Origin of the sequence: Micromonospora sp. A3M-1-15 (genome assembly GCF_024213425.1) — a bacterium.
In the GTDB taxonomy this organism is placed as follows: domain Bacteria; phylum Actinomycetota; class Actinomycetes; order Mycobacteriales; family Micromonosporaceae; genus Micromonospora; species Micromonospora chersina.
In genome coordinates this window covers 297,201-318,198 of record NZ_JANAVK010000005.1, presented here as the reverse complement: position 1 = coordinate 318,198, position 20,998 = coordinate 297,201, and the positions used below count along the sequence as shown (strand labels likewise).

Annotated in this window: 13 protein-coding genes and 1 pseudogene; 11 read left to right on the top strand and 3 right to left on the bottom strand. The window is 71.1% G+C overall.

What is annotated here, in order from left to right; all coding sequences use genetic code 11:
• Positions 1-202 precede the first annotated feature (202 nt).
• On the top strand, positions 203-1,189 hold the full coding sequence (locus NLX85_RS25385; RefSeq protein WP_254339179.1) for a LacI family DNA-binding transcriptional regulator: 987 nt from the start codon (positions 203-205) through the stop codon (positions 1,187-1,189).
• 117 nt (positions 1,190-1,306) lie between these two features.
• Here the strand turns inward: NLX85_RS25385 and NLX85_RS25380 are convergent, their stop codons facing one another.
• Positions 1,307-2,791 carry an arabinofuranosidase catalytic domain-containing protein gene (locus NLX85_RS25380; protein WP_254339177.1) on the bottom strand — a complete coding sequence of 495 codons (1,485 nt, stop codon included), beginning with the start codon at positions 2,789-2,791 and terminating at the stop codon, positions 1,307-1,309.
• Between the two features lie 534 nt (positions 2,792-3,325).
• On the opposite strand from NLX85_RS25380, the pseudogene NLX85_RS25375 reads away from it, so the two are divergent.
• The 8 genes and pseudogenes from NLX85_RS25375 (at position 3,326) to araA (ending at position 14,859) form a co-directional block, all read left to right on the top strand.
• Positions 3,326-5,656, top strand: a pseudogene (locus tag NLX85_RS25375) (beta-L-arabinofuranosidase domain-containing protein).
• Positions 5,657-6,091: 435 nt separating this feature from the next.
• On the top strand, positions 6,092-7,777 hold the full coding sequence (gene araB / locus NLX85_RS25370) for a ribulokinase (RefSeq protein WP_254339175.1): 1,686 nt from the start codon (positions 6,092-6,094) through the stop codon (positions 7,775-7,777).
• Positions 7,774-8,466, top strand: coding sequence for an L-ribulose-5-phosphate 4-epimerase (locus NLX85_RS25365; RefSeq protein ID WP_254339173.1), 693 nt, complete (start codon positions 7,774-7,776; stop codon positions 8,464-8,466). Before araB ends, NLX85_RS25365 begins: the two co-directional genes overlap by 4 nt.
• 143 nt (positions 8,467-8,609) lie before the next feature.
• Positions 8,610-9,608, top strand: a complete 999-nt coding sequence (locus NLX85_RS25360; protein ID WP_254339454.1) for an ABC transporter substrate-binding protein — start codon at positions 8,610-8,612, stop codon at positions 9,606-9,608.
• Between the two features lie 127 nt (positions 9,609-9,735).
• On the top strand, positions 9,736-11,277 hold the full coding sequence (locus NLX85_RS25355) for a sugar ABC transporter ATP-binding protein (protein WP_254339171.1): 1,542 nt from the start codon (positions 9,736-9,738) through the stop codon (positions 11,275-11,277).
• Positions 11,274-12,344 carry an ABC transporter permease gene (locus tag NLX85_RS25350; protein ID WP_254339169.1) on the top strand — a complete coding sequence of 357 codons (1,071 nt, stop codon included), beginning with the start codon at positions 11,274-11,276 and terminating at the stop codon, positions 12,342-12,344. Before NLX85_RS25355 ends, NLX85_RS25350 begins: the two co-directional genes overlap by 4 nt.
• On the top strand, positions 12,341-13,330 hold the full coding sequence (yjfF, locus tag NLX85_RS25345; RefSeq protein ID WP_254339167.1) for a galactofuranose ABC transporter, permease protein YjfF: 990 nt from the start codon (positions 12,341-12,343) through the stop codon (positions 13,328-13,330). The genes NLX85_RS25350 and yjfF overlap by 4 nt, the downstream gene beginning before the upstream one ends.
• Positions 13,331-13,356: 26 nt before the next feature.
• Entirely contained in the window at positions 13,357-14,859 is a 1,503-nt protein-coding gene (gene araA / locus NLX85_RS25340) for an L-arabinose isomerase (RefSeq protein ID WP_254339165.1), read from the top strand.
• A gap of 53 nt (positions 14,860-14,912) precedes the next feature.
• On the opposite strand, the gene NLX85_RS25335 is transcribed toward araA, so the two are convergent.
• Complete coding sequence (locus tag NLX85_RS25335; protein ID WP_254339164.1) at positions 14,913-16,376, bottom strand: non-reducing end alpha-L-arabinofuranosidase family hydrolase; 1,464 nt, start codon at positions 16,374-16,376, stop codon at positions 14,913-14,915.
• A 402-nt stretch (positions 16,377-16,778) separates the two neighbouring features.
• On the opposite strand from NLX85_RS25335, the gene NLX85_RS25330 reads away from it, so the two are divergent.
• On the top strand, positions 16,779-18,086 hold the full coding sequence (locus NLX85_RS25330) for a cellulose binding domain-containing protein (protein WP_254339162.1): 1,308 nt from the start codon (positions 16,779-16,781) through the stop codon (positions 18,084-18,086).
• A gap of 160 nt (positions 18,087-18,246) precedes the next feature.
• Complete coding sequence (locus tag NLX85_RS25325; RefSeq protein ID WP_254339160.1) at positions 18,247-19,893, top strand: ricin-type beta-trefoil lectin domain protein; 1,647 nt, start codon at positions 18,247-18,249, stop codon at positions 19,891-19,893.
• A 72-nt stretch (positions 19,894-19,965) separates the two neighbouring features.
• Here NLX85_RS25325 and NLX85_RS25320 read toward each other — a convergent pair whose 3' ends face one another.
• The gene (locus NLX85_RS25320; protein ID WP_254339158.1) at positions 19,966-20,916 is read right to left on the bottom strand and encodes a helix-turn-helix domain-containing protein; all 951 of its coding nucleotides are present in this window, start codon (positions 20,914-20,916) and stop codon (positions 19,966-19,968) included.
• Positions 20,917-20,998 lie beyond the last annotated feature (82 nt).

Below are 20,998 nucleotides of genomic sequence, written 5' to 3'. Positions count from 1 at the left end.
GTCGACCATCGGCGCAGGCCGTGCCTCGGCGGGCGGGACGAGGTCTGGGCGTACACTGGCGCTGGCCTTGTGCGGGGCTGCCCTGGATGCTCAGCCGGGGTGGGTGCAGGGCTGCGGATGGCGCGTCCCGCGGCTCCGGCGTCGACCGCCGGGCGTGGTCGAGGGCTTGGCGGGGAGGGTGGGTGCCGTGCGGGGTCCCGCGATGACGGATGTGGCCCGCCTTGCCGGGGTCTCGCATCAGACCGTGTCGCGGGTGCTGAACGGGCACCCCAACGTCCGCGAGCAGACCCGGCTGCGGGTGCAGGCGGCGATCGCCGAGTTGGGCTACCGGCCCAACCGGGCCGCTCGCGCGCTGGTGACCGGCCGTTCGCAGGTCATCGGCGTGGTCGCGCAGAACACCACCCTGTACGGCCCGGCGTCGTTGCTGGCGGCGCTGGAGCAGACCGCCGCCGAGGAGGGCTTCGCGGTCAGCGTGGGCAGTGTCCGCGACCTGGACCAGGTCTCCATCTCCGAGGCGGTGGAGCGGCACCTGGCGCACCGGGTGGCGGGGATCGTCGTCATCGCCCCCGTCGAGTCGGCCGGCGAGGCGCTGGAGCACCTGCCGAAGGACGTCCCCCTGGTGACCGTCGACGGCGACCCCCGCCGCCCGGTGCCGCTCGTGACGGTGGACCAGGTGGCGGGTGCGCGGGAGGCCACGCGGCACCTGTTGGAGGCCGGTCACCGCACGGTGTGGCACGTGTCGGGGCCGGCTGACTGGTTCGACAGCGCGGGGCGGATCGAGGGCTGGCGAGAGGCGTTGCAGGCGGCGGGCGCCGAGGTGCCGCCGCTGGTGCCGGCGGACTGGTCGGCGGCGTCGGGCTACCGGTGCGGGCAGATGCTGGCGCGGATGCCCGAGGTGACGGCGGTCTTCACGGCCAACGACCACCTGGCGCTGGGCGTGTTGCGGGCCCTGCACGAATACGGCCGCAAGGTGCCGGACGAGATCAGCGTGGTGGGCTTCGACGACGTGCCGGAGGCGGCGTACTTCATCCCACCGCTGACCACCGTGCGGCCGGACTTCGTCGCGGTGGCCCGGGCCAGCCTGGACCTGCTGCTCGCGCAGTTCGAATCCGGTGCGGTCGGCGAGCTGCGGCAGACCATCGCACCGACCCTGATCACCAGGCAGAGCGTCGCCGCCCCGCCTCGGTGACCGCCTGCGGCGCACGTCCGCCGCCGGATCGGCGAGGCGGTGCTGCCCGGCCGCCCCCACCTCGCCGATCCACGGTGTGACCTCGGTGCGCCGACGCCGGCTCGGCCGGCGGCATCGTCAGTTGCGCAGGCTCCACTGTTGGTTGGCCCCGCCGTGGCAGGTCCAGAGCACGATCCTGGTGCCGTTCGTGGTGCCCCAGTTGTAGGCGTCGAGGCAGAGCCCGGACTGCACCCCGCTGATGGTGCCGTTCGAATTCAGGTTCCACTGCTGGTTGGCCTGGCCGTTGCAGTCCCAGATGATGGCGCGGGTGCCGGGTGAGGTGCCGGCCGCCTCGGCGTCGAGGCACTTGTTGCCGTACACGGTCAATTGCCTGCCCGACGTGTACGTCCAACGCTGCATGGTGCCACCCCAGCAGTCCCAGAGCTGCAGTTGGGTCCCGTTGGTGGTGCTGCCGTTCGGCACATCGAGGCAGCGACCCGCCTGGTTGCCGACGACCTCGACGTTCTGCTGGCTGCCGCCGCCGGTGCCGGCCGCGTAGCCGGCGGCGGTGATGTTGGCCTGGACCGAGTTCTCGGTCGCGTCCGAGGGGTAGCCGGAGGTCATCACGCCCTCGTAGAAGGTGCCGGCGGCACCGTGGCTGTTGTCACCGCCGATGCCGAGGATGATCGCGCCCTCCTTCTTCATCGGGTTGTAGCCCGCGACGTTGGGACGCGGCCCGTTGTAGTAGGTGGACAGTCCGCCGGACTGCGCGTTGCCGGCCCGGATGGCCCAGTGGTTCGGCTCGCCCTTCACGACGGCGGTCAGGAACCGGTGGGTCACCGTCGGGTCGTTGGCGTTGTAGCCGGCGTTGACGCCGGAGAAGAGGCCGTTCTCCAGGTCGGCCATGACCCAGGGGCCGGGCCCGGTGCCGTAGCCCCAGACCTTGATGTTGCCGAAGTAGATGGCCTCCATGGTGCCGTTGCCGTTGTCCCGGCTGTTGGTCTCGGCGTTGCCGTAGTCGAAACAGCATCCGCCGTTGTAGTGCGTGCCGTCGAAGATGGCGTACATGCCCTCCGGTTGGTCACCCTTGGCGATGCCGTTGGTGTTGTTGTTGCGGCAGCCGGTCCCGGGTGCCACGAACACGCCGTACGCCTTGTGGCCGTTGAGGGTGACCGGCGCGAGGGTCGCGTCGGCGAGGTTGTCGTAGCCGCCCGGCGCCGGGCCGGAGAATCCGCCGGGCGGTGCCTGGGTCAGGTGGTTGCCTCGACCGGACTGGTCGTAGATGACGGTGATGAGGCAACTGGTGCCGGCGCAGAACGCATCCTGGGTGGCGGCGTTGGCCACGTCCCCCGGCGCGAGCGGGGCGACGTCCCGGGTGGCGTTGTCGGAGGCGCGCCTGAGCTGGTAGAGCGGCCCGCTGTAGGAGCCGTAGAGCGCTCGGGTGGTGCTGTGCGCGGCCACGCACGGCGTGCCGCCGGCCGCGTAGATGTCGCAGGGCCCGGTGGTTGCCGCCTGCGCCTGTGGCGCGGCCGAGGCCACCACGGCGGCGGTGACCGCGACGAGCAGTGCCAGCGGTGCCAGGGTGGCCGCCAGACGACGCCGACGGCCGACGTTCGGTTTCATCGTTACCTCCCGGTGGACGACAAAGGTGTGAACGTTAACATCGACGCTTAGCGTCGCGTTTACATTGGCCCGTGTCAACGTCCTGCTGCTGGTTCGGTGCGCGGGACCAGAGCGATCACCGGTGCTGGTGATCGTCCCGGGTTCGGTCCGCCCATTCGGTCTTGGCCGGACCAGCCGGCTATTGACAGCGGCGTTCAACCGCCTGTTCCATAAAGGCCGGGCTGGCCATGTTAGCGGTAACAAAGAAAAGCTCGGATGGCTCGCCGGCAGGGCGAACGCGACTCGTGGGCACCGGGTCGACGGTCGTGCCGGCCGCACGTCATGGAGCGCACCGGTGAGCCACCCGCCCGCTCGACGCGCCACCGGCAACCGACGTGCACCCCAGCGGCGCGGAACATGCGCCCGCCGGCGTCCGGGCGACGGCTTGTCCCACCACACCGGACCGGCGCCCGACCGCCCCGTCCGAATCCGCGCCCCCACTGCCGTCACCCGGCGCCGACCACCCCGCGCACCAGTGACCTTGAGAGGACTCAGATGGGAACGCATGACCTCCGCATCCACCGCCGAACCCTGCTGCGTGCGGCCGGCGTCGTGCCGGCAGCCGTGGCCGTGGGCTCCACGGCGCTTCCGGCGTCCCGGGCCGAGGCGGCCGTCGCTCCGGCCCGCCCGGACGCCGGCGTCTCGGCGTACCCGTTCCCGCCGGGCCAGGTGCAGCTCACCGCCAGCCGATGGATGGACAACCAGAACCGGACGCTGAACTACCTGCGCTTCGTCGACGCCGACCGGATGCTGTACAACTTCCGCGCCAACCACCGGCTCTCCACCAACGGCGCGGCGGCGACCGGTGGCTGGGACGCGCCGAACTTCCCCTTCCGCACGCACATGCAGGGTCACCTGCTCACGGCCTGGGCCCAGGCCGCGGCCGTGCTCGGCGACACCACCTGCCGGGACAGGGCCACCTACTTCGTCGCGGAACTGGCCAGATGCCAGGCGAACAACAGCGCGGCCGGCTTCGCCGCCGGCTACCTCTCCGGCTTCCCCGAGTCTGATTTCACCAGTCTGGAATCGGGCTCGTTGTCCAACGGCAACGTGCCGTACTACGTCATTCACAAGATCATGGCCGGCCTGCTCGACGTCTGGCGGTACCTCGGCAGCACGCAGGCCCGGGACGTGCTGCTCAACCTCGCCGGTTGGGTGGACTGGCGCACCGGGCGGCTGAGCTACAGCCAGATGCAGTCGGTGTTGAACGTCGAGTTCGGCGGCATGAACGCGGTGCTGACCGACCTCTACCAGCAGACCGGCGACGGCCGCTGGCTGAACGCCGCGCAGCGCTTCGACCACGCCGCGGTCTTCAACCCCTTGGCGTCGAACCAGGACCAGCTCAACGGGCTGCACGCGAACACGCAGGTGCCGAAGTGGGTGGGCGCGGCCCGGGAGTACAAGGCCACCGGCACCACCCGGTACCGCGACATCGCCGCCAACGCCTGGGCCATCACCGTCGGCGCGCACACCTACGCCATCGGCGGGAACAGTCAGGCCGAGCACTTCCGCGCGCCGCACGCGATCGCCGGATACCTCAACCGCGACACCTGCGAGCACTGCAACAGCTAGAACATGCTCAAGCTCACCCGGGAGCTGTTCACCCTCCAGCCCGACCGGGTCGACCTGGTCGACTTCTACGAGCGGACGTTGCTCAACCACGTCATCGGGGCGCAGAACCCGGCCGACAGCCACGGCCACATCACCTACTTCACCCCGCTCAACCCGGGTGGCCGCCGGGGCGTCGGGCCGGCGTGGGGTGGCGGCACCTGGAGCACCGACTACACCTCGTTCTGGTGTTGCCAGGGGACCGGGGTCGAGGCCAACACCGCGCTCACGGACTCGATCTACTTCTTCTCCGGCACCAGCCTGCTCGTGAACCTGTTCATGCCGTCGGTGCTGAGCTGGACCGAGCGGGGTATCACCGTCACGCAGACCACGAGCTACCCGGTGACCGACACGACCACGCTGAGAGTCACCGGCGCCGTCTCCGGGTCGTGGGCGATGCGCCTGCGCATCCCGGCCTGGACCACTGGGGCCACGATCAGCGTCAACGGCGTGGTTCAGGACATCGCGCTCGACCCCGGCAGTTACGCCACCCTCAGCCGGTCCTGGACCTCCGGCGACACGGTCACCCTCCGGCTTCCCATGCGGGTGGCCGTGCGGGCCGCCAACGACAACGCCGACGTCGCCGCGGTCACCTACGGCCCGGTCGTGCTGGCCGGCAACTACGGCAACACGAGCCTGTCGTCGCTGCCGTCGCTGACGGCCTCCTCGGTCACCCGGTCCAGCAGTTCGTCGCTCGCGTTCACCGCCAGTGCCAACGGTGCCGCGGTAAACCTGGCTCCGTTCTACGACGCGCAGGGATACAACTACACCGTCTACTGGAACCTCGCCGGGGGTTCCACCCCCACCGGCTACGTGAAGATCGCGAATGTGACGACGGGGCTGGTGGTGGACAGTGGCGGGAGTGTCGGATCGGGGTCGGTGGTCAAGCAGTGGAGTGACGTCAGCAGCGTGAATCTGCAATGGCAGTTGGTCGACGTGGGTAGCGGCTTCTACCGGATCGTGAATCGGGCCAACGGCATGGTGGTCGACAGCTGGGGCAACGCGGCCAACGGGGCCGTCGTGCGCCAGGCGCCGTGGAACGGCGGTGACAACCAGCAGTGGCGGTTGACCAGCGTGGGCGCCGGCCGCTGGCAGATCGTCAACCGGGGTACCGGAACGGCCCTTGACGGGATGGGCAACGCCACCGTCGGGTCGACGGTCTGCATGTGGGCGCCCAACGGGAACACCAACAACCAGTGGACCGTCACCGCCCTCTGAGCGAACCCCGTCGCGCGGCCCGACGTGGTCGGGCCGCGCGATCGCGTTGCCGCGCCGGCCCGTCGGCATCCGGCGCGACCTCGAAGTCCGGGGGATGGGGCACGCACTGTCCAACAGGCGCCGCACGCGGTTGTGATCGTTCACAGCTCGGCGGCCAGGCTGCCTCCGGTACCGCCGTCCGCCCCGAGCTCCGAGGTCAGCAGGGTTAACGCTAACAGACGATCGGCACATCGCCGTTCGGTCGACGGTCCCAGGAGGGCCGGGATGCTCCATCGACATCTGTGAACGTTAACACCGAATCGCCGGCCTAGATCGTTCCGCCCGACTTCGCCCGCCGGGGTCGGTGGCCGCGCCGTTACGGGACTGTTGCGATCGCGTCTTGACCAACGCCGATGTGAGCGCTAACAATGTGAGCCACAGCACGCGGAGGTGGAGATGACGGGTGTGGACGGACCGGGGGACCGGTACGTCGTCGGGGTCGACTACGGGACGTTGTCGGGCCGGGCGTTGGTGGTCCGCGTCGGTGACGGGGCCGAGCTGGGCACCGCGGTCCACGAGTACCGGCACGGGGTGATCGAGTCCTCGCTCCCCGGCGCGGCGGTGCCGCTCCCACCCGACTGGGCGCTGCAGGACCCCGAGGACTACCGGGACGTGCTGCGCCACGCGGTGCCCGCCGCCGTGGCCGCCGCCGGCATCGACCCGGCGCGGGTCATCGGCATCGCCACCGACTTCACGGCCTGCACGGTGCTGCCCACCCTGGCCGACGGCACGCCACTCTGCGAGGTGCCCGAGCTGCGGAGCCGGCCGCACGCCTGGGTGAAGCTGTGGAAGCACCACGCCGGGCAGCCGCACGCCGACCGGATCAACGCCCTCGCGCAGGAACGCGGCGAGTCCTGGCTCGCCCGGTACGGCGGGAAGATCTCCGCCGAGTGGCAGTTCGCGAAGGGCCTGCAGATCCTCGACGAGGACCCGGAGGTCTACCGGCGCGCCGAGCGGTTCGTCGAGGCGGCCGACTGGATCGTCTGGCAGCTGTGCGGGGTGGAGACCCGCAACATCTGCACCGCCGGCTACAAGGGCATCCGGCAGGACGGCCGCTACCCGTCCCGGGAGTTCCTGGCGGCGCTGGACCCGGGGTTCGCCGACTTCGTCGCCAAGCTGGACGGTCCGCTGCTGCCGATGGGCGCCCGGGCCGGCGCCCTGACCGCCCGGGCCGCGGCCTGGACCGGCCTGCCCGAGGGCATCGCGGTCGCGGCCGGCAACGTCGACGCCCACGTCACCGCCGCCTCGGCCCAGGCCCTGGCGCCCGGGCACCTGGTCGCCATCATGGGCACCTCGACCTGTCACGTGGTCAACGGCGCCGAGCTGTCCGAGGTGCCCGGCATGTGCGGCGTCGTCGAGGGTGGACTGAGCCCCGGCGCCTGGGGGTACGAGGCCGGCCAGAGCGGCGTCGGCGACATCTTCGGCTGGTTCGTCGAGCACGCCGCCCCGGCGGGCGCGGACTCCCACGAGCGGCTCTCCGAGCTGGCCGCGGCGCAGCCGGTCGGCGGCCACGGGCTGATCGCGCTGGACTGGTGGAACGGCAACCGCTCCCTGCTGGTCAACCACGACCTGAGCGGTCTCGTCGTGGGGCTGACGCTGGCCACCCGGCCGGCGGACGTCTACCGCGCGCTGCTGGAGGCGACGGCGTACGGCACCCGCATGATCATCGAGGCGTTCGTCGAAGCGGGGGTGCCGATCCGCGAGCTGGTGGTGGCCGGCGGCCTGACCGGCAACCGGCTGCTCATGCAGATCTACAGCGACGTCACCAACCGCCCGTTGAGCCTCATCGGGTCGGCCCAGGGACCCGCGCTGGGCTCGGCGATCCACGCCGCGGTCGCCGCCGGCGCGTACCCGGACGTGTACGCGGCCTCCGCGGCGATGGGCCGGGTGGACCGCGACGCCTACCGGCCGGACCCCGAGCGGGCACGTGCCTACGACGCGCTCTACGCCGAGTACCGGACCCTGCACGACCACTTCGGTCGCGGCGGCAACGACGTCATGTCCCGCCTGCGCGCGATCCGCAACGCCGCCGTCGACCGACCGGCGGCACGGGCCACGACGCCGCTGGAGGTGGTCGCATGAGTGCCGAGCTGGATCAGCAGATCCGGCGGCTCCGGGAGAACGTCGCCCGGTTGCACGCCGAACTCACCCGCTACCGCCTGGTCGCCTGGACGGCGGGGAACGTCTCCGCCCGGGTGCCCGGCCACGAGCTGATGGTGATCAAGCCGAGCGGCGTCGACTACGACGACCTCGCGCCGGAGAACATGGTCGTGTGCGACCTGGACGGCGTCGTGGTCGAGGGTGACCTCTCGCCCTCCAGCGACACCGCCGCCCACGCCTACGTCTACCGGGCCCTTCCCGAGGTGGGCGGAGTGGTGCACACCCACAGCACGTACGCGACCGCCTGGGCGGTGCGCGGCGAGCCGATCCCCTGCCACCTCACCGCCCAGGCCGACGAGTTCGGCGGCGAGATCCCGGTCGGACCATTCGCCCTGATCGGGGGCGACGACATCGGCAAGGGGATCGTGGAAACCCTCACCGGGCACCGCTCGGCGGCCGTGCTCATGCGCAACCACGGCGTCTTCACCATCGGCCGGGACGCCCGCGCCGCGGTGAAGGCCGCCGTGATGTGTGAGGACATCGCCCGGACCGCGCACCTGGCCCGGGTGCTCGGCGAGCCGCTGCCGATGGCGGTGGCCGACGTCGAGGCCCTGCACGACCGCTACCAGAACGTTTATGGACAGCGTCCCCCCTCACCGGCGAGCCCCTGACGGCCGCCCCCGATCGCGCGGCGGCCCGTCCGGGGGCCGTCCGCGGCGCACCACCTTCGACAGCACCACCACCAGAACGGGCCGTGCGCTGTACGGCGGCGGTCGCGTACCCCCTTAGCCCGAGGAGACATGCGGTGAAGAGAATGAGAGCCCACCTGCCGTCCCGCAAGGTCATCGCGGTGCTCACCGCGGCACTGCTGGCCAGCGGAATGGCGGCCTGCGGCAACAGCGACACGGGCGACAGCGGCGGCAAGGGCGACGACGGCAAGATCACGCTGGGCTTCTCCCAGGTCGGCGCGGAGAGCGGCTGGCGTACGGCGAACACCACCTCGATCAAGGAGTCCGCCGCCGCGGCCGGCATCGACCTGAAGTTCGACGACGCCCAGCAGAAGCAGGAGAACCAGATCAAGGCCATCCGCAACTTCATCCAGCAGAAGGTGGACGTGATCGCCTTCTCGCCCGTGGTGGAGTCCGGCTGGGACACCGTGCTCAAGGAGGCCAAGGACGCCAAGATCCCGGTCATCCTCACCGACCGGTCGGTCGACTCGGCCGACAAGTCCCTGTACAAGTCCTTCCTCGGGTCGGACTTCGTGAAGGAGGGCCGGTCGGCGGGGGAGTGGCTGGTGGAGAAGGAGAAGGCCGCCACCGGCCCGGTCAACATCGTCGAGCTGCAGGGTACGACCGGCTCGGCGCCGGCGAACGACCGGAAGAAGGGCTTCGCCGAGGCGATCGCGGCGAACCCGAACCTCAAGATCATCGCCTCGCAGTCCGGTGACTTCACCCGCGCCGGCGGCAAGCAGGTGATGGAGCAGTTCCTCAAGGCCAACCCGAAGATCGACGTGCTCTTCGCGCACAACGACGACATGGGCCTGGGCGCGCTCGAGGCGATCACCGCGGCCGGGAAGGTGCCCGGCAAGGACATCACCATCATCACCGTCGACGCGGTCAAGGACGGCATGCAGGCCCTCGCCGACGGCAAGTTCAACTTCATCGCCGAGTGCAGCCCGCTGCTCGGTCCCCAGCTGATGGACCTGGTGAAGAAGGTGCACAACGGCGAGGAGGTCCCGGCCCGGATCGAGACCCAGGAGACCACCTTCACCCAGGAGCAGGCCAAGGAGGCGCTGCCCAACCGCAAGTACTGACCGGACCGCGGGGGCCGAACGCCCCCGGCATCCGACGCGGCGGCCGGGCCTCGGGCCCGGCCGCCGCGCGGCCCCACCGACCGGGGCCCGCGTGCCCTCTCACCCATCTCAGGAAAGGCCCGGTGGCATGACAGGCAGCCATCCCGTCCTGACAATGACGGGGATCAGCAAGTCCTTCCCCGGCGTACGCGCGCTCGACAACGTGGCCTTCCGCCTCTTCCCCGGAGAGGTGCACGCCCTCATGGGCGAGAACGGCGCCGGCAAGTCGACCCTCATCAAGGTGCTCACCGGTGTCTACGGCACCGACCAGGGCACCGTCACGCTCGGCGGCGAGCAGGTGTCGTTCACCGGCCCGATGCAGGCCACCGCCGCCGGGGTGAGCACCGTCTACCAGGAGGTCAACCTCTGCACCAACCTCTCGGTGGCGGAGAACATCTTCATCGGCCGGGAACCCCGCCGGCTCGGCGCGGTCCGGTGGGGCGAGATGCGTCGCCGGGCCCGGAGCCTCCTCGCCCGGCTCGACCTGGACCTCGACGTCAACGCCCAGCTCGGCAGCTACTCGCTGGCCGTCCAGCAGATGGTGGCGATCGCCCGTGCCATCGACATCGAGGCCCGGGTCCTGGTCCTGGACGAGCCGACCTCGAGCCTCGACGCCGGTGAGGTCGCGCAGCTGTTCCGGGTCATGCGGCAACTGCGCGACGATGGCATCGCGATCCTGTTCGTCACCCACTTCCTCGACCAGGTCTACGAGATCGCCGACCGGATCACCGTCCTTCGCAACGGCCAGCTCGTCGGCGAGTACGCGACGAGCGAGCTTCCCCAGCTCGGCCTGGTGGAGAAGATGATCGGCAAGGAGTTGCGCGTGCTGGAGCGTCTCGACGAGCAGCCCCGGCACGACCCCGCCGACCGGGCGGAGGGCCCGCCGCTGCTGGACGTCCGCGAGCTGGGACGCCGCTCCGCCGTGGCGCCGTTCAGCCTCACCATCCACGAGGGGGAGGTGGTCGGCCTCGCCGGCCTGCTCGGCTCGGGCCGTACCGAGGTGGCGCGGCTGCTGTTCGGCGCCGACCGCGCCGACCACGGCAGCGTCCGGGTGCAGGGCTCACCCGCATCGCTGCGCACGCCGGTGGCCGCCATCGCGCACGGCATCGGCTTCTGCTCGGAGAACCGGCGCGCCGAGGGCATCATCGCGGAGCTGTCCGTGCGGGAGAACATCATCATCGCCCTGCAGGCGGCCCGCGGCTGGCTGCGGCCCATTCCCCGGCGCCGTCAGGACGAGCTGGTCGAGCGGTACGTGCGGGCCCTGAGCATCCGGCCGGCGGACCCCGACATCCCGGCGGGCAACCTCTCCGGCGGCAACCAGCAGAAGGTGCTGCTCGCGCGCTGGCTCATCACCGAGCCCCGCCTGCTGATCCTCGACGAGCCGACCCGGGGCATCGACATCGGCGCGAAGACCGAGATCCAGCGGCTGGTCGCCCAGCTCTCCGACGGCGGCATGGCCGTGCTGTTCGTCTCGGCCGAACTCGAAGAGGTGCTCCGACTCAGCCACAAGATCGCCGTGATGCGCGACCGGGAGATGGTCACGCAACTCGGCAACGACCAGAGCGTCGACGCCGACCGGATCATGCAGAACATCGCCGCCGGCTCCGGGCACGAAGGGGTGCCGTCATGAGCAACCGAAGGGCCGGTTACCGGACACTGACGACACACCGCCTCTTCTGGCCGGTCGTCGTCCTCGTCCTCATGCTGGCAGCCAACACCGTCTACCGACCCGGCTTCCTCTCGGTGCAGATGCGGGACGGGCACCTGTACGGCAGCCTGATCGACATCCTCCGGCTGAGCGCGCCACTGATCCTGGTGGCGCTCGGCATGACGCTGGTGATCGCCACCGGCGGCATCGACCTCTCGGTCGGCTCGCTCTGCGCGATCAGCGGCGCCATCGCCTGCCTCTACATCAGCCGGCAGCCCGACCAGAACAGCCTCGGCGGCGTGCTGACGGCACTGGCCCTCGGCGTCGGGGTGGCCCTGGTGCTCGGCGCCTGGAACGGCGTGCTGGTCGCCGTCATCGGCATCCAGCCGATCATCGCCACGCTGATCCTCATGGTCGCCGGCCGGGGCCTGGCCCAGCTGATCACCGAGGGGCAGATCCTGACCATCAACTCCGGCCCGTACAAGGCGATCGGCGTCGGGCACCTGCTGACCCTGCCGCTGGCCATTTTCATCGCGCTCGCCGCGGCCCTCCTGGTCGCCGCGGTGACCCGGCGCACCGCCCTCGGCATGATGATCGAGTCGGTCGGCGGCAACGCGCAGGCCAGCCGGCTGGCCGGCCTCCGGTCCGGGCGGATCACGTTCCTCGTCTACGTGATCAGCGCGGCCTGTGCCGCCATCGCCGGCTTCATGATCACGGCCAACGTGTCCAGCGCCGACGGCAACGCCGCCGGCCTCTGGGTCGAACTCGACGCCATCCTCGCCGTGGTCATCGGCGGCACGTCGCTCGCCGGTGGCCGGTTCTCCCTCAGCGGCACCATCCTCGGCGCGCTGCTCATCCAGACCCTCACCACCACGGTGTACGCCATGAACATCTCGCCTCAGACCTCGCTGCTGTTCAAGGCGGTCGTGGTCATCGCGGTCTGCCTGATCCAGGCGCCGGGCTTCCGGGCCCGGTTCGCCCGACGCCGGTCCCCGGCGGCCGCCTCCGCTCCCGTGACCGAGCAGCCGAAGGAGCAGGTGCCGGCATGACAACCCTGTCCCTGATGGCCACCCGCACCTGGTCGCGGCTGCCCCGGCGGCACGTCCCGGTCCTGGCCACCCTCGCCCTGCTGCTCGTCCTGTACGGCGTCGGCGTCTCCCAGTACCGCGCGTTCTCCAACGTCCAGGTCGTCTTCAACGTCTTCATCGACAACGGGTTCCTGCTCGTCGTCGCGGTCGGCATGACCTTCGTGATCCTCACCGGCGGCATCGACCTCTCCGTCGGCTCGGTCGTGGCGATGACCGCGATGGTGTCCGCGTTCCTGCTGAGGGAGGGGCTGCCGGCGGCGTTGGTGCTGCTCATCGCGCTGCTCATCGGGCCGACGCTCGGCTTCCTCATGGGCTGTGTCATCCACTTCTTCGACATCCAGCCGTTCATCGTCACCCTCGCCGGGATGTTCTTCGCCCGCGGGATGTGCACCTTCATCAGCGGCTCGTCCATCCCGATCACCGACGGGTTCTGGACCAGGATGTCCCAGGAACGCATCGGCAACCCCAGCGGCAACTTCGTGTCGATCAGCGTGCTCATCGCCTTCGCGGTGGTCGCCGTCGCCGCGTACACGCTGGCCTACAGCCGGCTGGGCCGCAACGTGTACGCGATCGGCGGCAACCCGCAGTCCGCGCTGCTGATGGGGCTTCCGGTGGGCCGGACCCGGATCGCCGTCTACACCATCAGCGGCCTCTGCGCGGCGATCGGCGGCATCCTGCTGTCGTTCTACACGCTCTCCGGCGCCCCGCTGATCGCGGTGGGCATGGAGCTCGACGTCATCGCCGCCGTGGTCATCGGCGGGACCGTGCTCACCGGCGGCTCGGGCTACGTCTTCGGCACCGTGCTGGGGGTGCTGGTCCTCGGGGTCATCCAGACGCTGATCACCTTCGACGGCAGCCTCAACTCCTGGTGGACCAAGATCGTGATCGGCGGCCTGCTCTTCGCGTTCATCCTGCTCCAACGTCTGATCGGAATCCGCTACAAGTGACCGACCACCTCGCGGAAGGCAATTCCATGGCAACGCACGCTGAGCCTGAGATCTGGTTCCTCACCGGCAGTCAGGCCATGTACGGCGAGGACACCCTTCGCCAGGTGGCCGACCAGTCCCGGCAGATCGCGGCGGCGCTCCACGACTCGCCGCAGATCCCCGCCCGGGTCGTCTGGAAACCGGTCCTCACCACCAGCGGCGACATCCTGCGGGTCTGCCGTGACGCCGCGGCGCAGGGGGCCGTCGGGGTGATCGCCTGGATGCACACCTTCTCGCCGGCGAAGATGTGGATCGCCGGCCTGGACGCGCTGCGGACGCCGCTGCTGCACCTGCACACCCAGGCCAACGTCCTGCTGCCGTGGGACGAGATCGACATGGACTTCATGAACCTCAACCAGGCGGCGCACGGCGACCGGGAGTTCGGCTTCGTCCAGACCCGCCTCGGGGTGGCCCGCAAGACCGTCGCCGGGCACGTCAGCGACCCGCGCGTCGTGTCCCGCGTGGGCGCCTGGGCGCGGGCGGCCATCGGCTGGTCGGCGATGCGGTCCCTGCGGCTGGCCCGCTTCGGCGACAACATGCGCGACGTCGCGGTGACCGAGGGCGACAAGGTGGAGGCGGAGCTGCGCTTCGGTGTCTCCGTGAACACCTACGGGGTCAACGACCTCGTCCGGGTGGTCGGCGAGGTCACCGACGCGCAGGTGGACGACCTGGTCAAGGAGTACGACGACAGCTACCGGACGGTGCCCGAGCTGCGCCCCGGCGGCGACCGCCACGAGTCCCTGCGCTACGCCGCCCGGCTGGAGCTGGGCCTGCGCACCTTCCTGGAAGCCGGTGGTTTCCGTGCCTTCACCACCAACTTCGAGGACCTGGGCGGGCTGCGCCAACTGCCGGGCATCGCCGTGCAGCGGCTCATGGCCGACGGCTACGGCTTCGGCGGCGAGGGCGACTGGAAGACGTCCGTCCTGGTCCACGCCCTCAAGGCGATGGCCGTCGGGGTCGACGGCGGGACGTCCTTCATGGAGGACTACACCTACGACCTCACGCCCGGCCGCGAGCTGGTCCTCGGCGCGCACATGCTGGAGGTGTGCCCGAGCATCGCCGCCGACGTACCCTCCGTGGAGATCCACCCGCTGAGCATCGGCGGGCGGGAGGACCCGGTCCGGCTGGTCTTCGACGCCGAGCCCGGTCCCGCGGTCGTGCTCGGCCTGGCCGACATGGGGGAGCGCTTCCGGCTCGTCGCCAACGAGGTCGACGTGGTGGCGCCGCCGCACCCGCTGCGCCGGCTGCCGGTGGCCCGGGCCGTCTGGCGCCCCCGCCCGCACCTCCCCGGCTCCGCCGAGGCGTGGATCACCGCGGGCGCCCCGCACCACACCGTGCTGTCGCGGGCCGTGGGGGTGGAGGAGTTGCACGACCTGGCCGAGATGAGCCGGACGGAGCTGGTCGTCATCGACGCCGACACGGACCCGCGCCGGTTCGCCGAGGAGATCCGCTGGAACCAGGCGTACTACCGGCTCGCCCGGGGGTTCTGAGGCAGCAGCCGTCGCGCCCGGCAGGCGGTGATCCGCCTGCCGGGCGCGGGCTCTCAGCAGGTGGAGTTGGTCTGCGTGAGCAGGCCGAGGCGCCAGGGCAGGCCGTTGTAGTCGCCGCCGGCGGCGGGGTCCAGGCCCTGGTAGAGGTAGCGCAGGTTGCAGGGACTGACGGTGAGGGTCTGGTCGTAGCCGCTGCGGATCAGCTCGCCGTGGCTGATGTCGCGGGTCCAGGCGCCACCCGGGAAGCTGACGGTGTTGGCGCGGGCGAACGGGTTGCTCTCGGTGTCGGCGAGGGCGGTCCACGGGCCGGTGATGGCCGGCGCGGTCCACGAGCGGAACCAGCGGCGGCCGTCGCTGCCGATGGCCTCGACGAGCAGCAGGTACTGGTCGCCGACCCGGTAGACGTTGGACGCCTCGAACAGCCGGTTACGGTCGCTGTCCTGCATGGCGATGACCGTGTTGGTCATGCCGTTCGGGAAGTTCGCGAGCGTCGTCTGGGACCGGTAGAGGTGCCCGTTGTCGTCGGAGGAGAACAGGTAGCAGTTCGCCGAGTCGCAGATGACCCACATGTCGACCCAGTAGCCGTTGCCGATGTTGTCGCTGATGATCTGGGGCATGCCGCCGTAGAAGTTCTTCGGCGCGCTCCACCCGGCCGGGTTGCTGATGTCCGGGTTGGTGGAGTACGACGCGTTGCCGGTCTGGTAGACGAGGTACCACAGCCGTTGCGGGGCGAAGTAGAAGACCTGCGGCGCGGCGCGGTAGCCGGCGCCGATCGGGGTCTGGTCGAGGTAGGTGAAGGGCGCCGAGCCGGCCTGCGACCAGTCGGCGAAGCTCGTGTAGACCAGGTTGTAGCCGGAGGACTTCGCCGTGCTGGCGAAGACGTGGTACCTGCCGTTGTGGTAGACGACGGAGGGGTCCTTGATGCCGGCGATGCCGCGGCCGTCGTTCTTCGGGCCGATCAGCGCGCCGCTGGAACTCCACCGGAAGCTGCTCGGCAGGCTGCCGGTCGGCGGCGGAGAACTCGGCGGCGGAGAGCTCGGCGGGGGAGAGCTCGGCGGGGGAGAGCTGGGCGGCGGGGTGGTGCTGGGCGGCGGCGTGCTCGTGCCGCCGGTGCAGGTGGTCCCGTTGAGGGCGAAAGCGGCCGGCGCGGGGTTGCTGCCGGTCCACGAGCCGTTGAATCCGAATGACACGGTGGCGTTGCTCCCGATGCTCGCGTTGTAGCTGACGTTCGAGGCCCGCACCTGGCCGCCGCTCTGGGCGACGGTGGCGTTCCAGTACTGGGTGACCTGCTGGCCGGCGGCGTAGGTCCAGGTGAGCGCCCAGCCGTTGACCGGGTCGCCCAGGTTGGCGACGGTGACGGTGGCGCCGAACCCGCTCTGCCACTGCGAGGACACCTGGTAGGTGACCGCGCAGCCGGCGGCGGCCGCCTCGGCGGGCAGGGTCACGGCCGCGGCGGCGGCGACCAGACCCGCGGTGGCGGCGAGCGTCGCCGCCCGGACTTTCCACGTGGTACGCATGGAGGATCCTTCCGGTCGTGGTGGAGTGCCCGCCCGGACGGTGAGGGACGCGGAGCGCCGCACGACAGGTGCGGTTCGCGGGATTGCCGGTGCCCTCGGCTCCCTGAGCGCCGAACATAGCATGTTATCGATAACAGGCTCAATGTCGTACCCATTCACGGATTGCGATGTTAGCGCTCACAGAGTACGTTGCGGATGGGAGCGCAAGGGCAGGCTCGGCGTACCGACCGGGCCACCAGGTCAGGTCCGGCAGCGCGGGTGACCGATGCCGTACGGCCATCACCCGCCACCTTGCCCGGACCCGCGTGGCCACGGCCGGCGCCACAGCGAGGGGCGGCGAGCGTCCTGTCCGGACCGTCATCACCCAGCTACGCCGCCGTGCGCGGCGAAGGGAGTCACCCCATGGCCCGACCCGGATCCTTCCTCGGCGCGTTCGCCGTCGCGGCCCTTGCCGTCGCCACGGCCTCCTCCACCGCCTGGAGCGGTGGTCTCGGCGCGACCACGGCGGCCGCGGACGTCGGCACCGCCGCGGCGACCGCCGGGTGCGGCAGGGCGCCCACCCTGTCGAGCGGCACGCACTCGATCCAGAGCGGCGGCCGAACCCGCACCTACATCCTCAGGGTCCCCGACAACTACGACAGCAACCGTCCCTACCGGGTGGTCTTCGGGTTCCACTGGTGGGGTGGCACCGCCACCGACGTGGCCACCGGTCAGACCGTGCAGCGGGACGTCTGGTCCTACTACGGCCTTCAGCGGCTGGCGAACGAGAGCACGATCTTCGTGGCGCCCCAGGGCCTGGACAACGGCTGGGCCAACACCAACGGCGAGGACCTCGCCTTCGTCGACGACATGATCCGCCAACTCGACGCCGGCCTGTGCGTCGACACGACCCAGCGTTTCGCGGTCGGCTTCAGCTACGGCGGCGCCATGAGCTACGCGATCGCCTGCGCCCGGCCCACCGTCTTCCGGGCGGTCGCGGTCCAGTCCGGCGGGCAGCTCAGCGGCTGCGACGGCGGCAGCCAGCCGGTCGCGTACCTCGGGGTGCACGGCATCCGCGACGGGGTGTTGAACATCTCCGGCGGGCGCACGCTGCGGGACCGGTTCGTCCGGAACAACGGCTGCGCCGCGCAGAACCCCGCCGAGCCCGCGCAGGGCAGCCTCACCCATCGGGTGACGACCTACTCGGGCTGCTCGGCCGGGCACCCGGTGGTGTGGGCCGCGTTCGACGAGGGGCACATCGCCGCCCCGCAGGACGGCGCCACCGGGGACAGCGGCTACCGGACCTGGGTGCCCGGCGTGGTGTGGTCCTTCTTCACCCAGTTCCAGGGCAGCACGCCGACGCCGGACCCGACCACCCCGACGCCCGGCCCGACCACGCCGGCGCCGGGGAGCGGGGCGTGCCGGGTGGCCGCCACGGTCAACGCGTGGAACAACGGCCTGACCGAGGACATCACCGTCACCAACACCGGCACCAGCACGCTCAACGGGTGGTCCCTGGTCTTCACCCTGCCCGGCGGCCAGAGCATCGTCGCCGGCTGGAACGCCACCTACGCGCCCACCTCCGGCCAGGTGACGGCCCGCAACGTCGAGTACAACGCCACCCTGGCACCCAACGCCTCGCTGAGCCTCGGCTTCCAGGCCACGCACACCGGCAACACGGCCAGGCCCAGCGGGTTCACCCTCAACGGCGCGGCCTGCACCGTGGCCTGACCGCCGGGACCTGACCCCGCGCGACCCGGCGGACCTCGCCGCCGGGTCGCGACGGGTCCGGTCGCGCCGGCGAGCCGGTCGGCCGACCATCCACCGCCTGTCCCGCCACCGGGCTGGACCATGACCTGCGACGGGTACGCCGCCGCGGGAAGGAGAACCGATGAGACATCTCGCCTCGGCCCGTCGCTGGGCCGTCGGGGCGGCGGCCGCGTTGCTGCTGGCCGGCACCGTGACCGGGCTGCGCCCGCCTGCCGCGCTGGCGCTGGAGAGCGGGGTGGCGCGTACCCCGCCGATGGGCTGGAACAGCTGGAACTCGCTCGGCTGCAACATCAACGAGACCCTGATCCGGCAGTCCGCCGACGCCATCGTCGCCAGCGGGATGCGCGACGCCGGCTACCAGTACGTCGTCGTCGACGACTGCTGGTTCAACCCGAACCGCGACGCGGCCGGCAACCTGCAGGGCGACCCCGGCCGGTTCCCCAGCGGCATGAAGGCGCTCGGCGACTACCTGCACGGCAAGGGCCTGAAGTTCGGCCTCTACCAGGTGCCGGTGGACCGGACCTGCGCGCAGTACTTCGGCTCGTATCCGGGCGCGACCGGCAGCCAGGGGCACGAGGCGCAGGACGCCCGGCAGTTCGCCGCCTGGGGCGTGGACTTCCTCAAGTACGACTGGTGCTCGCCCAACGGCACGATCGACCAGCAGGTGGCCACCTTCGCCAGGATGCGGGACGCCCTCGCGGCGACCGGCCGGCCCATCGTCTACAGCATCAACCCGAACAGCATCCACGCCAAGACCGGCCCGCAGCGCAACTGGGGCGACGTGGCGAACATGTGGCGGACCACCGAGGACATTACCAACGCCTGGGACACCGGCCAGACCAACGGCTACCCGATGGGCATCCAGAACATCATCAACGTCACCGTGCCCTTGGCCGGCTACGCGCGCCCCGGCGCCTTCAACGACCCCGACATGATGGAGGTCGGCCGGGGCGGCATGACCGACACCGAGATGCGCAGCCACTTCGCGATGTGGGCCGTGCTCGCGGCGCCGCTGATCGCCGGAAACGACGTCCGTTCCCAGTCGGCGGCCACCCAGAGCATCCTGACCAACCGGAACCTGATCGCGATCAACCAGGACGGCCTCGGCCTCCAGGGAACCCAGGTCTCCTTCGACGGCACCCGGCGGGTGCTGGCCAAACCGCTGGCCAACGGGGACGTCGCGGTCGCGCTGTTCAACCAGGGCAGCGCCACCACGACGATCTCGACCACCGCCGCCGCCGTCGGCAAGACCGGCACGAGCTTCACCCTGCTCGACGCCTGGACCAACGCCACCAGCACCACCGGGGGCGCCATCTCCGCCAGCGTCCCCGCGCACGGCACGGTGGTCTACCGGATCAGCGGCGGGGGGACCACCACCCCGCCACCGGCCACCAGCGGCGCACTGGTCAGCGCCGCCTCCGGTCGCTGCCTGGACGTTCCGCAGAGCAACACCGCCAACGGCACCCAGCCGGTGATCTGGGACTGCAACGGTGGGGCCAACCAGCGCTGGAGCATCAGCGGTGACACACTGCAGGCCCTCGGCAAGTGTCTGGACGCCCCGCTGAACGCCACCCCGGGCGCCAAGGCACAGATCTGGGACTGCAACGGCGGCGCCAACCAGCGCTGGAGCCGGAACGCCGACGGCACCATCCGGGCCCAGCAGTCCGGCCTCTGCCTCGACGTCAACGGCGCGGCCACCGGCAACGGCACCACCGTCATCCTCTGGACCTGCACCGCCGCGGCGAACCAGCGGTGGACCGTCCGGTAGGGACCTCCCCGGCCCGTCCCGGCCCGGTGCGGCCGGGACGGGCCGTCCGCCGACCGATCCCGCCCGTCGAGGTCAGGCCGGGGGCGGGGCGCTGCGGAAGGTGCGGCGGTAGACGTCCGGGGGCACGCCGAGGGTGCGGTGGAAGTGCCGGCGCAGCGTCGTGGCGGTTCCCATGCCGGCCAGGTGGGCGATGGTGTCGATGCTGTCGTCGGTGTTCTCCAGCAGTTCCTGGGCCCGGCGGATGCGCTGCGTCGACAGCCACTGGAGCGGAGTCATGCCGGTCACCGACTTGAAGTGGCGGGCCAGGTTGCGCGAACTCATGTTCGCCTGGCGGGCCAGGTCCTCCACGGTCAGGGGGCGGTCCAGCCGTTCCATGGCCCAGGGGACCAGGTTGCCGAGGGGATGGTCGTCGCGGGCGGGCACCGGGGTGGTGACGAACTGGGCCTGGCCGCCGGCGCGGTGCGGGGGCACGACGAGGCGGCGAGCGACGGCGTTGGCGACTGTCGCGCCGTGGTCGCGGCGGATCAGGTGCAGGCACAGGTCGATCGCGGCGGCCTTGCCGGCGGAGGCGAGCACGGTGCCGTTGTCGACGTAGAGCACGTCCGGGTCGACCCGTACCCGGGGATAGCGGGAGGCAAGCGCTTCGGTGTGGGCCCAGTGCGTGGTGGCGCGCAGCCCGTCCAGCACCCCGGCGGCGGCCAGCACGAACGCGCCCGTGCACAGCGAGACCATCCGTGCGCCCGCCTCGTGGGCCGCGCGGACGGCGTCGAGCAGGTCGGGTGGCAGGTCCGCGTCGACGTCCTCCACGGCCGGGATGATCACGGTGTCGGCGCGGGCCAGCCGGTCCAGCCCGTCGTCGGGTTCCATCCGGAACCTGCCGATCCGGACCGGGCCCGGGCCGCACACCACGAGGTCGTACCACGGGTCGGCCAGGCCGGAGGGGTCGCGGACGAAGACCTCGCAGGCCATGGCGAGCTCGAAGTGCAGCATCGAGTCGGTGGCGGCGAGCGCGACGGTGGCCATGTCCGAAACTGTACGGGGCATGGCGTTCCAGACACTGTCCGGGGCCGGCCGCTGCTGAGAGGCTCTTCCCAGTCGATCTTTC

Excerpts from the sequence above, each read along its gene's own strand:
- NLX85_RS25385 (WP_254339179.1), top strand. The coding sequence starts at position 203 with ATGACGGATGTGGCCCGCCTTGCCGGGGTCTCGCATCAGACCGTGTCG.
- NLX85_RS25380 (WP_254339177.1), bottom strand. The coding sequence starts at position 2,791 with ATGAAACCGAACGTCGGCCGTCGGCGTCGTCTGGCGGCCACCCTGGCA.
- araB (WP_254339175.1), top strand. The coding sequence starts at position 6,092 with ATGACGGGTGTGGACGGACCGGGGGACCGGTACGTCGTCGGGGTCGAC.
- NLX85_RS25365 (WP_254339173.1), top strand. The coding sequence starts at position 7,774 with ATGAGTGCCGAGCTGGATCAGCAGATCCGGCGGCTCCGGGAGAACGTC.
- NLX85_RS25360 (WP_254339454.1), top strand. The coding sequence starts at position 8,610 with ATGAGAGCCCACCTGCCGTCCCGCAAGGTCATCGCGGTGCTCACCGCG.
- NLX85_RS25355 (WP_254339171.1), top strand. The coding sequence starts at position 9,736 with ATGACAGGCAGCCATCCCGTCCTGACAATGACGGGGATCAGCAAGTCC.
- NLX85_RS25350 (WP_254339169.1), top strand. The coding sequence starts at position 11,274 with ATGAGCAACCGAAGGGCCGGTTACCGGACACTGACGACACACCGCCTC.
- yjfF (WP_254339167.1), top strand. The coding sequence starts at position 12,341 with ATGACAACCCTGTCCCTGATGGCCACCCGCACCTGGTCGCGGCTGCCC.
- araA (WP_254339165.1), top strand. The coding sequence starts at position 13,357 with ATGGCAACGCACGCTGAGCCTGAGATCTGGTTCCTCACCGGCAGTCAG.
- NLX85_RS25335 (WP_254339164.1), bottom strand. The coding sequence starts at position 16,376 with ATGCGTACCACGTGGAAAGTCCGGGCGGCGACGCTCGCCGCCACCGCG.
- NLX85_RS25330 (WP_254339162.1), top strand. The coding sequence starts at position 16,779 with ATGGCCCGACCCGGATCCTTCCTCGGCGCGTTCGCCGTCGCGGCCCTT.
- NLX85_RS25325 (WP_254339160.1), top strand. The coding sequence starts at position 18,247 with ATGAGACATCTCGCCTCGGCCCGTCGCTGGGCCGTCGGGGCGGCGGCC.
- NLX85_RS25320 (WP_254339158.1), bottom strand. The coding sequence starts at position 20,916 with ATGGCCACCGTCGCGCTCGCCGCCACCGACTCGATGCTGCACTTCGAG.